This window comes from Acidovorax sp. GBBC 1281 (assembly GCF_028473645.1).
Lineage (GTDB): Bacteria > Pseudomonadota > Gammaproteobacteria > Burkholderiales > Burkholderiaceae_C > Paracidovorax.
Genome location: NZ_CP097269.1, coordinates 2,839,954 through 2,852,784, shown reverse-complemented (window position 1 = coordinate 2,852,784; position 12,831 = coordinate 2,839,954). Strand labels below are relative to the sequence as shown.

Genomic DNA, 12,831 nt, shown 5'->3' with positions numbered 1-12,831 from the left:
GAGGCAGGCCGCCATGGTCCGGTGATTGCATTTATTATTCAAACGAAAGTTTTGTGCCTTCATCTTGAGAATATCTAATGAACCAGTCGATTCTGGAAATCCGCCACCTGCGCACCCTGGCCGCCCTGCGCGACAGCGGCAGTCTGGTGCGCGCAGCGCAATTGCTCAATCTCACCCAGTCGGCCCTGTCGCATCAGATCAAGCTGCTGGAAGACCGCTACAACGCGCCCCTATTCGAGCGCAAGTCCGTGCCGCCACAGTTCAGCGCCACCGGCACGCGGCTGCTGGCGCTGGCCGACGCCTTGCTGCCCCAGGTGGAGGCGGCCGAGCGCGACGTGGCGCGGCTGTCCATGGCCTCGGCCGGGCAACTGCGCATCGCCGTGGAATGCCATACCTGCTTCGACTGGCTGATGCCCGCGATGGACGCCTTCCGCAGCCGCTGGCCCGAGGTGGAGATGGACATCGTGAGCGGCTTTCACGCCGATCCGGTGGGCTTGCTGCACCAGGACCGGGCCGACCTGGCCATCGTGTCGGAGGTGGACGGCGACGAGGCAGGAGTCGACCACCACCCGCTGTTCGGATTCGAGATCCGCGCGCTGCTGGCCAACGGGCACCCGTTGGCCGACAAGCCGTGGCTGGCCGCGCAGGACTTCGCCGACCAGACCCTCATCACCTACCCGGTGCCTGACGAGATGCTGGACATCGTGCGCCAGGTGCTGGAGCCCGCCGGCATCCGCCCGCCCCGGCGCACCACGGAACTCACCGTCGCCATGCTGCAGCTCGTGGCCAGCGGTCGCGGCGTGGCGGCTTTGCCGCTCTGGGCGGTGCAAAGCTATCTGGACCGCGGCTACGTCACCGCCCGGCCCGTGGGCGAGCAGGGCCTGATGGGCGAGCTGCACGCGGCCTGCCTGCCGCAGTTGTCGGGCCGGCACTACCTGCAGGACTTCGTGGGCGTGATCCGCGAGACGAGCTTCGTTGCGCTCAAGGCCGTCACGCTGCTGTAGTCGGCGGCGGTGCCGGTGCGTATTTGTCGCCGACCTGTTCGCGCAGGGGATGCGTGTCGTAGACGATCTGCATGGCCCGGATGCGTGGGCTGCCTGGGTCAAAGGTGAAGACATCGACGCAGGTGAAGGTCACCTCGCGGCCGTCGCTCAAAGTCCAGTCGTAGCGGAAGTAGGCCGCGATGCGCACGGCGCCGCCGTCCTGCGGTGCCACCGAGGCGAAGAGGTCCAGCACGGTGATCACGCTGCCATTCGAAGCCTGCGCGAGCCGGTGGAAGAATTCGCGGGCGCCCACGGTGCCGAGAAAAGGCGAGTGCACGAGCCCGTCGTCTTCGAAGCAGGCGATCAGGCCCTCGGTATCGCTGGCGTGGAGGTGGCCCAGGTAGGCCTTGACGGTGTCGAGCGGGTGCGTTGTCATGCGGTGTCCTTGTTGGGTCGCTGGGTAGATCGCCGTAGCTTGGCGGCCCCGGCGCTGCCCGGCAAGCCACAATCGGTGCCAATACATAAAGGGTGCTTATGTATCTGCGCCATCTGCAATACCTTCGGTCGGTCGTCGAGCACGGCTCTTTTGCCCGGGCCGCGCAGGCCTGTGGCGTTTCCCAGCCTGCCATCAGCCAGGGAATGAAGGCGCTGCAGGCGCACTTTCCCGCCCCTTTGCTGGTCCGTTCGGGGCGCCGTTATGTGCCGACCGAACTGGCGCGATCGGTGGCGGCACAGTCGTCGTCGCTGGGGCAGCGCATGGGGGCGCTGGGGTTGGAGCCGCTGCCTGCGCCCGACCGGAATGTGCTGCGCGTCGGGCTGACGCCATCCGCCGCCCTGGTCTGGGGCCCGTGCTGTATGCGCGCTGGTGCCTTCCCCATCCCCGGCGCTGCCTCGACATGGCGACGGCGGACGAGGGCGCGTTGCTCGCCGGACTGCTGCAGGGGCGGTTCGATGGCGGTCATCGCGCCCAAGCCTCGCCAATTTGCGCACCCGGACCTGGCCGAGCGCCTGCTTTACGAGTTGCAGCCGCAGGTCTATGCCCGCCGCGGCCATTCCCTGGCACGGGCCCGAACGTTGGCAGAGCTGCAGGGTGCCGCGTGGGCCTGCGTCGGGCCCAGCGTCAAAGGTCCCGTCGATGTGCTCACCGAGGCGCACCGCGTGCGCCGCATGCCTGTGCCCAAGGTCGCGGTGCGCTGTCCCGATTTCGCCAGCATGCTCCATCTGGTGGGGCAATCCGAGCTGTTGGCCGTCGTGCCCCATCCGGCACTGCTCGGCGCCGCAACGCCGGTGGTCAAGGCGCTTCAACTCACCGAGGCCTTGCCGCTGTATGGCATGTGGCTGTTCGAACTGCGTTCCCGGCCATCGCGCATCGATCCGCAGTGGGCCGTACCCGATCCCTCCTTGCAGCAGTCTTGGGCTTGAATGGGATATTGCAAGAAATCAGAGGGTGTGAAGCTTTTGTTGCAGCGGCCCATAATGGCTTTTCTCCCATTCATGCTCACTGGTGCCACCATGCATTCCTCGCAGACCCCTCCATTGTTCGTGCGCCCATTGATCGCACTCCTGTCCCTGGCTTTCGCCGGCACCCTGGCGCAGGCCGCACCGGTGGCCGATGTGCACGCCCTGGCGCAGAAAGAGCAGCAGCCGCTGCTCGACACGCTGCGCGACCTGGTGCACATCGAATCGGGCAGCAAGGACATCGAGGGCCTGAACCAGATCGCCGCGTTGATCGCCGGGCAACTCAAGGCACAGGGCGGCACCGTCGAGATCCTGCAGCCCACCGACATCTATCGCCTGGACGACACGCCCGAGAAGGTGGGCCCGGCGGTGCATGCCGAGTTCAAGGGCACCGGCACGAAGAAGATCCTCTTCATCGCGCACATGGACACGGTGTATCTCAAGGGCATGCTGAAGGACCAGCCCTTTCGCATCGATGGCGGCAAGGCCTACGGCCTGGGCATCGCGGACGACAAGCAGGGCGTGGCCACCATCCTGCACACCGTGGGCCTGCTGCAAAAGCTCGGCTTCAACGAGTACGGCACGCTCACCGTACTGATCAACGGCGACGAGGAAATCAGCTCGCCCGGCGCGCGCAGCACCATCACCCGCGTCGCGGCCGACCAGGATGCGGTGTTTTCCTTCGAGGGCGGCGGCACGGACGGCAGCCTGCGCCTGGCCACCAGCGGTATCGGCGCGGCCTACCTGGCGGTGCAGGGCCGGGCCTCGCACGCCGGTGCCTCGCCCGAAAAGGGCGTGAATGCGCTCTACGAGCTGTCGCACCAGCTACTACAGCTCAAGGACCTGTCCCAGCCTGAGCAGGGCCTGAAACTGAACTGGACGGTGGCCCAGGCCGGCACCAACCGCAACGTGATTCCTGCCGAGGCCACGGCCCAGGCCGATGCCCGCGCCCTGCGCGTGGCGGACTTCGACGGGCTGGAAAAAGAGCTGCGGGCCAAGGTGCAGACCAAGTTGCTGCCCGAATCCAAGGTGTCGGTGAAGTTCGAAGTGCGCCGCCCGCCGCTGGAGGCCTCCGATGCCTCGCGCCGCGTGGCCGGCCACGGCAAGTCCATCTACCAGGAACTGGGCCTGCCCCTGAACGTGTTGGACAAGGCCACCGGCGGCGGCACCGACGCCGCGTTCGCCGCGCTGAAGACCCGTGGCGCCGTCGTGGAGGGCATGGGCCTGTCGGGCTATGGGGCGCATTCCAGCAACGCCGAGTACGTGCAGATCGACACCATCGTGCCCCGGCTGTACCTGGCCACGCGCATGGTGATGGACATTTCGCGCGGAGTGCTCAAGTAAGCCGATGGCGTCGCGGGACAAGGAAGATTCCGCTCCGCAATTATCCATTTTTGGCAGAAAACTATCCATATTGCATGGCTAAATCGCAGCAATATTGATATATTTCTGTGCATATGCAGCCGCAATGCACGCTCCAAATCCACGCCCAAGGCCGGTGGCACGACGCCGCCAGCGTCCTGCTGCTGGGTGATTCCGCCCAGGGCTGGCGCACGCCCAGCTACACCGGGTATGCGGTGGAATGGGCTGTCGAGCACGGTGGCCGGCGCGATGCCTGGGCGCTGGCCAGCGGCTTCGCCACCGGGCTGGAGCCGCTGGAGCTGCGCCAGTGGCCCGGCTTTCTGGCGGACCTGCTGCCCCAGGGCCATGGCCGCGAAGAGCTGCTGCGCCAGCTGGGCCTGCCCGAGGCGTCGGAAGCCGTGGCCGACTGGCCGCTGCTGCTGGCCGGGGCCGGCAACCCCATCGGGCACCTGCGCGTGAAAGAGGCGGCCGATTGGCTGCAGGCGCGCACCGGACCGCGCCGCGGCTTCACCGATGCCGAGGTGGCCGAGCGGTCGTCCGACTTCATGGACTACCTGGGCCGCCACGGGCTTTTCGTGGCCGGATCGTCGGGCGTGCAGGGCGAATGGCCCAAGGTGCTGCTCACGCGCTCGGCCAGCGATGGCCTGCTGCACCTGGACCACTCGCTGCCCGATGGCGAGGCGGCGGCGCATTTCATCGTCAAGTTCGGCCGCGGCATGAACGAGCGGCTCGCGGCCATCCTGCGGCACGAGGCGCCCTACATGGACATCGCCCGGGACCTGGGACTGCGCGTTCACGCGCCGCTGGTGCTGCGCGACCGGGCGCTTTTCATTCCGCGCTTCGACCGCATCGCCGGCGACGCGGCGCAGGGCTCGGGGCAGGGCTGCGGCGTGGTGCGGCTGGCGCAGGAGAGCATCGCCACGCTCACCGGCCGGGCGGGCTTCGGCGCCGTGCCCTCGCACGAGGAGGTGTGCCGCCAACTGGCCCGCGTGTGCACCGATCCTGCTGCCGAAGTGGCGGAGTACCTGCGCCGCGACGTGGCCAACCTGGCGCTGGGCAACAAGGACAACCACGCGCGCAACACGGCCGTGCAGCGCGGCTTTGACGGGCGCATCGCCCTCACGCCGGTGTTCGACTTCGCGCCCATGTACCTGCACCCCGATGGCATCGCGCGTCGTATCCGCTGGGCGGTGGGCGACGACGGCGCGCCGGACTGGCGCCGGGTGCTGGACACCGTCGCCGCGGAATGCGCACTGCCGCGCGCCCCGCTAGCCCAGGCCTTGCGGGACCTGGCCGGCCCCCTGGAAGCAGTGGCGCGCGACGGCGGCGGCTTCGGCCTGGAGCCGGAGGTGCACCGTTTTCTGCAGCCCGCCATCGCGGCCCAGGTGCAGGCGCTGCAGGCCCTGTGACCTGAACACTTAAAAAGCGGGCCTCTTTCGCATGGACAAACGCTACACCCCCCTTCCACTGGCACAGCAACTGCTGCTGCGCCGCCAGGCCGTGCAGGACCTGCTGGACCACCCGCAATGGACCCTGCGCGAGTCCATCCGCCACCTGCGCAGCACCTTGCGGCTGACCTCGGCCGAGCTGGCGCGACTGGCGGGCATCTCGCACCGCGCGCTGCAGGACATCGAGCAGGGCCGCAGCCCGGGCACGGTGCAGACGATGAACCGCATCCTGGGCGTGCTCGGCCTGCGGCTGGGGGTGGTGCGGGCACCGGTGGAGCCCGTGGCGCCGGACGACGGCGGTGGCCCCCTTGCCTGACGGGTCACAGCGTGCGGCATTCTGTTTGCTATCAATTTAATAGCTATATGCCATAGTGTTGATTGTGCTGGAGGCCATTTTGGCTTTAACCCCTTCACGGGGTCGCCCGGGCGACCGCCTGCGCCTGCGGCGCCTTCACAATGGCCCGATGACCTCACAGAAAGAACACATGCTGGCCGGCCGGCTGTACCACGCCGGCGATCCCGAACTCCAGGCCGACATAGCGGCCAACAAACGCTGGCTCGTGCGCTACAACGCGGCACTGGCCGCAGACCCCGCCGAGCGGCGCGCGCTGCTGGCCGAGCACCTGGGCTCGGTGGGCGAGGGGGCCGTGGTGCGACCGCCGTTCCACTGCGACTACGGCTTCAACATCCACCTGGGCACGGGGGTGTTCCTCAACTTCAACTGCGTGATCCTGGATGTGGTCGAGGTGCGCATCGGTGACGGAACGCAGATCGGGCCGGGCGTGCAACTGCTCGCGGCGGACCACCCGCGGTCGCCGCAGGAGCGGGCCCAGGGCCTGGAGTTCGGCCGCCTGGTGACCATCGGCCGCAACGTGTGGATCGGCGCCGGCGCCCTGGTGATGCCCGGCGTGACGGTGGGCGACGACGCGATCATCGGCGCGGGCAGCGTCGTCACGCGCGATGTACCTGTCGGCGCCACCGTGGTGGGCAACCCGGCCAGGGTGCTGCCGCCGCGCCAGGGCTGAAACACCGGCGCGGGGAGACGCCCGCCTCGCATGCCCCTTCGCTTGCCAGATCTTTTTCATGCAACCAATAATGTTGCATGAAACAAGACAGCAAGCTATCCGGCGTTCTCCACGTGCTGCTGCACATGGCCGAGAACGACACCCCGTCCACCTCCGAATCGCTGGCCCAGGCCATGCACACGCATCCCGTCGTCGTGCGGCGGGTGATGGCGGGCCTGCGCGAGGCGGGCTTTGTCGCCTCGGCCAAGGGCCATGGCGGCGGGTGGGTGCTGTCGTGCCCGCTGGAGGAGGTGAGCCTGGCCGACATCCACCGCGCCGTGGGCGAGCCGCCGTTTCTCGCAGTCGGCCACCGCACCGAGCGCCCGGAATGCCTGGTGGAGCAGGCGGTGAACGCCGCGCTCGACGGCACTTATCGAGAGGCCGAGGCGCTGCTGTTGGCGCGCCTGGAGCAGATCACCCTGGCCGATCTGTCGCGCGATTTCCACCGCCGCTTCGCCCAGAGTGGCCTGTCGATGAAGGAGGTGTCCCATGCGGTTTGATGCCTTGGTCATCGGCGGCAGCTTTGCCGGCCTGTCCGCCGCCATGCAGATCGCCCGCGCACGGCGCAGCGTGTGCGTGGTGGATGCGGGCGCGCCGCGCAACCGCTTCGCGGCGGCGTCGCACGGGTTCTTTGGCCAGGACGGCGAGCGGCCGCAGGACATGATCGCGCTGGCGCGCCGCCAGCTCCTGGCCTATCCGTCCGTCACGTTCAAGGCGGGAACGGCCACGCAGGCCCGAGCCATCGGCCCGGCAGGTGAGGGCGGTGACGGTGGATTCGCCGTGACACTGGATTCGGGCGAGTCGCTGGCCGCGCGCAAGCTGCTGCTGGCCACCGGCGTGCGGGACGAACTGCCTGCCGTCGACGGCCTGCGCGAGCGCTGGGGTGCCACCGTGCTGCATTGCCCGTACTGCCACGGCTACGAGGTCGGTGGCCGACCGCTGGGCACTCTGTACGCCGCGCCCGCTTCGGTGCACCACGCGCTGCTCGTGGCCGACTGGGGCCCGATGACGCTGTTCCTGAATGGCCACGAGGCGCCCGATGCCGAATCGCTGGCGCAACTGGCTGCCCGCGGCATCGCCATCGAGCCGGCGCGCATTGCGGGCCTGGAAGGGGACGCGCCCGCCTTGTCGGGCGTGCGCCTGGAAGATGGCCGCCGGGCGCCGGGTGCCGATCCAGGCGTTGTTCGTGCCGCCGCGAACGCACATGGCCAGCCCGCTGGCCGAGCAGCTGGGCTGCGCCTTCGACGAGGGGCCGGCCGGCCTGGTGATCCGCACCGATGCCACGCAGCAGACCACGGTGCCCGGTGTGTTCGCCGCGGGAGACGCGGCCATGCCGGGCCACAACGCGACGCTGGCATCCGCCAACGGGCTGATGGCGGGCGTTTGGCTGCACAAGGCGCTGGTGTTCGGGACGTGATGCCCGGGCGCCGGAGGACGGCCTGAAAGCGTGGGAAGTTAGAGGGGAGGAAGGGGAGTGCGGCGGCGCTGTGGCGGCCGCCTCGCCATGGCTGCAAGGCCCCGCTACCGCAGCGCGGGGCCACCGCGCCGCTCAGAGAATGATCTTGAGCAGCACGAAAACGACGACGCCGGCGCCCACGCACATGAGCACGCGCTTGCCCTGCGGCATGGGGTTTTTCTTGAGCGAAAAATAGGTGCCGACGCCTGCGCCGATCGAGATGCCGAGAATGGATGCAACGGACATGGGATTCCCTCTGAAGAGTGATGAATGGGTAGGAAGGGGAGGGAAGGTGCGGCATGTGGCGTCAACCGCATTGCGCAAGGAAAGGAGCGAGTCTAAAGAGCACGGCGCCGCCGACCTGTAACCTCCGGTAATGCGCTCGGACATGGTTGCCAGATTGCTATATGAATGATAGCTATCTGCCGGCGTGGAATCTGCGCCGGAGCCCTGTCGAGGCAGGGCTCCGGCGCGCCGCGTTCAGTCCTCTTCCGACTCACCCAGGAATCCGCCGCTCTGGTGGCCCCAGAGCCGGGCATACACACCGCCCTGTGCCAGCAGCTGCGCGTGCGTGCCTTCTTCGATGACCTGCCCGGCATCCAGCACGATGAGGCGGTCCATCGCGGCGATGGTGGACAGGCGGTGGGCGATGGCGATCACCGTCTTGCCCTGCATCAGCCCGTCCAGGCTCTGCTGGATGGCGGCCTCGACCTCGGAGTCCAGCGCGCTGGTGGCCTCGTCCAGCAGCAGGATGGGCGCATCCTTGAGCATCACCCGCGCGATGGCCACGCGCTGGCGCTGGCCGCCCGAGAGCTTCACGCCGCGCTCGCCCACGTGGGCGTCGTAGCCGCGACGGCCCTGCAGGTCGGTCAGCGTGTCGATGAAGTCCGCGGCCTGTGCCCGCAGGGCCGCCGCGTGCAGGTCCTGCTCGCTCGCGTCGGGCCGGCCGTAGAGGATGTTGTCGCGCATCGAGCGGTGCAGCAAGGAGGTGTCCTGCGTGACCATGCCGATCGCCTGGCGCAGGCTGTCCTGCGTCACGTGGGCGATGTCCTGGCCGTCGATCAGCACGCGGCCGGTCTGCACGTCGTGAAAGCGCAGCAGCAGGTTCACCAGCGTCGATTTGCCGGCGCCCGAACGGCCGATCAGGCCGATCTTCTCGCCTGGCCGGATGGTGAGGTTCAAGCGGTCGATGACCGGCTTGCCGCCCTGGTAGGCGAAGGTCACGTTGTCGAACCGCACCTCGCCGCGCGGCACGGCCAGGGGGCGCGCATCGGGCGCGTCCACCACCGTGCGTGGCCGGGTGAGGGTGTTGATGCCGTCCTGGATGGTGCCCACGCTCTCGAACAGCGTGGTCATCTCCCACATCACCCAGTGGGCATGGCCCGACACGCGCAGCGCCATCGCGGTGACGGCCGCCACCGCGCCCGCGCCCACCTGGCCCAGCGACCACAGCCACAGGGCCGTGCCGCATGCGCCCATCATCATGGCCACCATCAGGATGTGGTTCACGATCTCGAAACGGCTCACCAGGCGCATCTGCGCGTAGCCCGTGTGCTTGAACGCATCCATGGCCGCGCGGGCGAACTCGGCCTCGCGCCGGGTATGCGAGAAGAGCTTGACGGTGGCGATGTTGGTGTAGGCGTCGGTGATGCGCCCGGTCATCACCGACCGCGCGTCGGCCTGCGCCTTGCCCACCTGGCCCAGGCGCGGCACGAAGTACCAGCACGCCAGGCCGTAGCAGACGATCCACAGCAGAAAGGGCACCAGCAGCCGCAGGTCGAAGCCGGCGGCCAGCAGCAGGATGGTGAACAGGTACACCCCCATGCCGATCACCACGTCGGTCGTGGTGAAGATCATGTCGCGCACGGCCAGGGCCGTCTGCATGATCTTGGTGGTGATGCGGCCCGCGAACTCGTCGGCATAGAAGGCCATGCTCTGGCCCAGCATCAGCCGGTGGAAGTTCCAGCGCAGGCGCAGCGGGAAATTGATGGCCAGCGTCTGGTGCTTGACGCTGGTCTGCACCGTCACCAGCACGATGCTGCCCAGCAGCATGCCGATCACCAGCGCCAGCGTGCCCCGGCGCTCGGCCCACAGCGCCGCGGGGCTCACCTGGGTGAGCCAGTCCACCACGTGGCCCAGCACGGCGAACAGCAGGGCCTCGTACACCGCGATGGCGGCCGACAGGCCCGCCATCATCACCACGTAGCGGCGCAGCCCGCGTGTGCCGGACCACACGAAGGCCATGAAATCCTTGGGGGGCAGGGTGGGTTCGTTGCCGGGGTAGGGGGGCAGTCGCTTTTCGAAAAACTCAAACACAGGCTCAACTCCTTGGGCCGCCATCGTAAGGGGCTGCGGTCGGCCGTGTGCCCGCGGGGTCTTGGCGCGGCTGTTTCGCCATCCCGATCCTTCGATCGTGTCCGACGTGTTGCGCCTCGGGCCGCTGCATAGAATCCCCCCGCAGGGCGGCCGGGGCGAACGGCAGGCGCGCCGCCCGTGTCTTGGGCGCTCTTTCTTTTGCCCTCTTTCCTGCCGTCGATCAATCTTTGGAAAAAAGGCTTTCATGCTTGGACCGCAGCAGTGGATTTGGGGCGTGGTCGCCGTGGCGACCAGTGCGGTCATACTTCGTCCCTGGCGCCTGCCCGAAGCGGTCTGGGCCGTGGCGGGTGCCCTGGCGCTGGTGGGTTTCGGGCTGCTGCCGGCCAGCCAGGCCTGGAAGGGCGTGCTGCGCGGTGAAGACGTGTACTTGTTCCTGGCCGGGATGATGCTGCTGTCCGAGATGGCGCGCCGCGAAGGCGTGTTCGACTGGCTGGCGGCGCTGGCGGCGCGCCGTGCCGGCGGCTCGGGCAGCCGGCTTTTCACCTGGGTCTATGTGGTGGGTACGCTGGTCACGGTGTTCCTGTCCAACGACGCGACCGCGGTGGTGCTGACCCCCGCGGTGTTCGCCGTGGCCCGCGCGGTGGGTGCCTCGCCGCTGCCCTACCTGTTCATCTGCGCCTTCGTCGCCAATGCGGCGAGCTTCGTGCTGCCCATCTCCAACCCGGCCAATCTGGTGCTCTGGGGCGGGCACATGCCGCCGCTGCCGCAGTGGCTGGCGCTGTTCGCGTTGCCTTCGCTGGCGTCCATCGCCGCGACCTTCCTGGCGCTGCGGTTCGCGCTGCGCCACCGCATCGACGCCACCATCCGCACCGAAGTGCCTCCCAGTCCCTTGAGCCGCGGCGGCGCCCTGGCGGCCGCCGGCCTGGCCGTGTCGGTGGTGGTGCTGGTGGCCTGCGCGTGGCTGTGGGTGCCGCTGGGCTGGCCCACGCTGGGGGCGGCCCTGGTGACCTTGGCGCTGCTGCGCATCGGGTGCGGCAGCGCTGTCTGGCCCACGGTGCGCTCGGTGTCCTGGAGCGTTCTGCCGCTGGTGGCGGGACTGTTCGTGTTCGTGCAGGCCCTGGAGTACACCGGCGTGGTGGGGCTGCTGGCCGATGCCTTGCGCAAGGTGGCCACGGCCTGGCCGGGCGGCGCGGACGTGGGGGTGGGCGCCTTGCTGGGCATCGCCGCCAATCTGGTCAACAACCTGCCCGCCGGCCTGCTGGCGGGGGCGGCGCTGGATGCCGCGAACGCCTCGCCGTCGATGCGGGCTGCGGCCCTGATGGGCATCGACATCGGGCCCAACCTGTCGATCACCGGTTCGCTGGCCACACTGCTGTGGCTGGCCGCATTGCGGCGCGAGGGCGAATCGGTAAGTGGCTGGCAGTTCCTGCGGCTGGGCGCCTGGGTGATGCCCCTGGGGCTGGGCGCGGCGCTGCTCACCCTGTGGATCACGCACGTCGCGCTGCGCTGACCGGCTGTGCCAAAGCGGCCCTCCGGCTGTTGCCCGAAGGCCTATCGGTACACCACCGTGATGCGCGGCACGGCCTTGACCCCGGGCTGGCGCGCCAGGAAATCCGACAGGAACGCGATCAGGCTCTTTTCGCACAGCGCCATCACGGCCGGGTCCGATGCCATGGCCGCGCCTTGCTTGGCCGCGCGCTGCGACGCCTCCTGCGTGAGGCGGATGACCGCGCCCTTGTTGTCGGTCAGCAGGCCGCCCGACAGCACGCGGTGGCGCAACTGGCTGATGGCCGGGGTCGCCACCAGCGTCGGCTTGGCCAGGTGGATCTCGATGCCGGCCGGGGTGCTGCGCAGCTCGTAGCTCTGGGGCCGCAGGTCGTAGCCGAACGAGTATTCGGCCGAGTACCAGATCGCCACCACGCCCGTGGAGGCCAGGCCCAGCACGGATTTTTCGACGATCTGGGTGGTGCCTTCCTCGCGCACCACGGTGGCCGCCATGAGCTTCATCTGCTCCGACAGCGATTGCTTGCCCACCGTGAGGTAGTCGGTGTAGCGCGTGTAGCCCAGCAACTGCTCGGTCTTCTGGCTCACCTCCTGCTGCAGCTGCGCGACCTGCGCGCGCGCAGCGCGCATGCGGCCCTGCGCCACCCACCAGGCCGTGGCGGCGATGGCGGCCAGCATGGCCAGCAGCAGGGTCAGGAGGGTGAGGCGGGCACGTGACATAAGCAAGGAAGAGGCGAAGAAGGTGCGAAGAAGGCCGGGCAGGGCAAGGCGCAGAGCATAGCCGGCTGGCGCGACAGTCCGGTCCGGCAGGGTGGGCCCATGCCGCGCATGGGTTTTCGGGGAAAACATCCGCAGGCATAATTGAGAACTAATCGCATTTTGAAATCAAGGCAAACGATGGCTGGCAGCACTGCAGCGTCCCGCCTGCATGTGGTCTCGCGCATCGCGGCCGGCATGCTGGGCGGCTACGCGTTCACCTGGGGATTCATCGCGCTGTGCGTGGGCCTGGCATTCGCGGCAGGCATGCCGTTCCACGATGCCGAGGCCATGGGCTACATCGTGGGCTTCATCGTGTTTCTGGTGGCCTTCCTGTGGGCCTTTTCGGATTCCCGGCTCGGCCGCGTCTGGCTGGTGCTGGCGGGGGGCGGCGCCCTGATGGCCGGCACCGCGTCGCTGGTGCAGATGGCCCTGATCTGACCGGCCCCTGTGCCGGCGGTTTTCGTGTCCGTCCCGTTGCCGTG

13 protein-coding genes and 1 pseudogene are annotated in these 12,831 nt (G+C 68.6%); 10 read left to right on the top strand and 4 right to left on the bottom strand.

Features of this window, described 5'->3' with window-relative positions; translation table 11 throughout:
- The first annotated feature begins 77 nt into the window (after positions 1-77).
- Positions 78-1,004 (top strand): LysR family transcriptional regulator, encoded by a 927-nt coding sequence (locus M5C96_RS13235; protein ID WP_272563647.1) that lies wholly within the window; start codon positions 78-80, stop codon positions 1,002-1,004.
- On the opposite strand, the gene M5C96_RS13230 is transcribed toward M5C96_RS13235, so the two are convergent.
- Entirely contained in the window at positions 991-1,419 is a 429-nt protein-coding gene (locus tag M5C96_RS13230; RefSeq protein WP_272563646.1) for a nuclear transport factor 2 family protein, read from the bottom strand. The genes M5C96_RS13235 and M5C96_RS13230 overlap by 14 nt on opposite strands.
- A gap of 98 nt (positions 1,420-1,517) precedes the next feature.
- On the opposite strand from M5C96_RS13230, the gene M5C96_RS13225 reads away from it, so the two are divergent.
- From M5C96_RS13225 to M5C96_RS13195, 7 genes and pseudogenes are all read left to right on the top strand, one after another.
- On the top strand, positions 1,518-2,405 hold the full coding sequence (locus M5C96_RS13225) for a LysR family transcriptional regulator (protein WP_272563645.1): 888 nt from the start codon (positions 1,518-1,520) through the stop codon (positions 2,403-2,405).
- Between the two features lie 90 nt (positions 2,406-2,495).
- The gene (locus tag M5C96_RS13220) at positions 2,496-3,785 is read left to right on the top strand and encodes a M20/M25/M40 family metallo-hydrolase (RefSeq protein WP_272563644.1); all 1,290 of its coding nucleotides are present in this window, start codon (positions 2,496-2,498) and stop codon (positions 3,783-3,785) included.
- 113 nt (positions 3,786-3,898) lie between these two features.
- Positions 3,899-5,212: a type II toxin-antitoxin system HipA family toxin gene (locus tag M5C96_RS13215; RefSeq protein WP_272569555.1), complete on the top strand. Its 1,314-nt coding sequence runs from the start codon at positions 3,899-3,901 to the stop codon at positions 5,210-5,212.
- Positions 5,213-5,243: 31 nt separating this feature from the next.
- Positions 5,244-5,567 (top strand): helix-turn-helix domain-containing protein, encoded by a 324-nt coding sequence (locus M5C96_RS13210; protein WP_272569554.1) that lies wholly within the window; start codon positions 5,244-5,246, stop codon positions 5,565-5,567.
- Between the two features lie 148 nt (positions 5,568-5,715).
- Complete coding sequence (locus M5C96_RS13205; protein ID WP_272569553.1) at positions 5,716-6,276, top strand: sugar O-acetyltransferase; 561 nt, start codon at positions 5,716-5,718, stop codon at positions 6,274-6,276.
- A 77-nt stretch (positions 6,277-6,353) separates the two neighbouring features.
- Complete coding sequence (locus M5C96_RS13200) at positions 6,354-6,815, top strand: Rrf2 family transcriptional regulator (RefSeq protein ID WP_272569551.1); 462 nt, start codon at positions 6,354-6,356, stop codon at positions 6,813-6,815.
- Positions 6,805-7,732, top strand: a pseudogene (locus tag M5C96_RS13195) (NAD(P)/FAD-dependent oxidoreductase). The gene M5C96_RS13200 and the pseudogene M5C96_RS13195 overlap by 11 nt, the downstream one beginning before the upstream one ends.
- A gap of 132 nt (positions 7,733-7,864) precedes the next feature.
- Here M5C96_RS13195 and M5C96_RS13190 read toward each other — a convergent pair.
- Positions 7,865-8,017: a hypothetical protein gene (locus M5C96_RS13190; RefSeq protein ID WP_272569550.1), complete on the bottom strand. Its 153-nt coding sequence runs from the start codon at positions 8,015-8,017 to the stop codon at positions 7,865-7,867.
- A gap of 234 nt (positions 8,018-8,251) precedes the next feature.
- Positions 8,252-10,087 (bottom strand): ABC transporter ATP-binding protein, encoded by a 1,836-nt coding sequence (locus M5C96_RS13185; RefSeq protein WP_272569549.1) that lies wholly within the window; start codon positions 10,085-10,087, stop codon positions 8,252-8,254.
- A gap of 244 nt (positions 10,088-10,331) precedes the next feature.
- Between M5C96_RS13185 and M5C96_RS13180 the strand changes: the two genes are divergently transcribed.
- Entirely contained in the window at positions 10,332-11,597 is a 1,266-nt protein-coding gene (locus M5C96_RS13180; RefSeq protein ID WP_272569547.1) for an SLC13 family permease, read from the top strand.
- A 41-nt stretch (positions 11,598-11,638) separates the two neighbouring features.
- Here M5C96_RS13180 and M5C96_RS13175 read toward each other — a convergent pair whose 3' ends face one another.
- The gene (locus M5C96_RS13175) at positions 11,639-12,310 is read right to left on the bottom strand and encodes a hypothetical protein (RefSeq protein WP_272569546.1); all 672 of its coding nucleotides are present in this window, start codon (positions 12,308-12,310) and stop codon (positions 11,639-11,641) included.
- A 177-nt stretch (positions 12,311-12,487) separates the two neighbouring features.
- Between M5C96_RS13175 and M5C96_RS13170 the strand changes: the two genes are divergently transcribed.
- Positions 12,488-12,787 carry an iron uptake protein gene (locus tag M5C96_RS13170; protein WP_272569545.1) on the top strand — a complete coding sequence of 100 codons (300 nt, stop codon included), beginning with the start codon at positions 12,488-12,490 and terminating at the stop codon, positions 12,785-12,787.
- The last annotated feature ends 44 nt before the right edge of the window (positions 12,788-12,831 follow it).

What these genes read in the sequence shown, in the direction of transcription:
- M5C96_RS13235 (WP_272563647.1), top strand. Translation starts at nt 78, where the DNA reads ATGAACCAGTCGATTCTGGAAATCCGCCACCTGCGCACCCTGGCCGCC.
- M5C96_RS13230 (WP_272563646.1), bottom strand. Translation starts at nt 1,419, where the DNA reads ATGACAACGCACCCGCTCGACACCGTCAAGGCCTACCTGGGCCACCTC.
- M5C96_RS13225 (WP_272563645.1), top strand. Translation starts at nt 1,518, where the DNA reads ATGTATCTGCGCCATCTGCAATACCTTCGGTCGGTCGTCGAGCACGGC.
- M5C96_RS13220 (WP_272563644.1), top strand. Translation starts at nt 2,496, where the DNA reads ATGCATTCCTCGCAGACCCCTCCATTGTTCGTGCGCCCATTGATCGCA.
- M5C96_RS13215 (WP_272569555.1), top strand. Translation starts at nt 3,899, where the DNA reads ATGCAGCCGCAATGCACGCTCCAAATCCACGCCCAAGGCCGGTGGCAC.
- M5C96_RS13210 (WP_272569554.1), top strand. Translation starts at nt 5,244, where the DNA reads ATGGACAAACGCTACACCCCCCTTCCACTGGCACAGCAACTGCTGCTG.
- M5C96_RS13205 (WP_272569553.1), top strand. Translation starts at nt 5,716, where the DNA reads ATGACCTCACAGAAAGAACACATGCTGGCCGGCCGGCTGTACCACGCC.
- M5C96_RS13200 (WP_272569551.1), top strand. Translation starts at nt 6,354, where the DNA reads ATGAAACAAGACAGCAAGCTATCCGGCGTTCTCCACGTGCTGCTGCAC.
- M5C96_RS13190 (WP_272569550.1), bottom strand. Translation starts at nt 8,017, where the DNA reads ATGTCCGTTGCATCCATTCTCGGCATCTCGATCGGCGCAGGCGTCGGC.
- M5C96_RS13180 (WP_272569547.1), top strand. Translation starts at nt 10,332, where the DNA reads ATGCTTGGACCGCAGCAGTGGATTTGGGGCGTGGTCGCCGTGGCGACC.
- M5C96_RS13175 (WP_272569546.1), bottom strand. Translation starts at nt 12,310, where the DNA reads ATGTCACGTGCCCGCCTCACCCTCCTGACCCTGCTGCTGGCCATGCTG.
- M5C96_RS13170 (WP_272569545.1), top strand. Translation starts at nt 12,488, where the DNA reads ATGGCTGGCAGCACTGCAGCGTCCCGCCTGCATGTGGTCTCGCGCATC.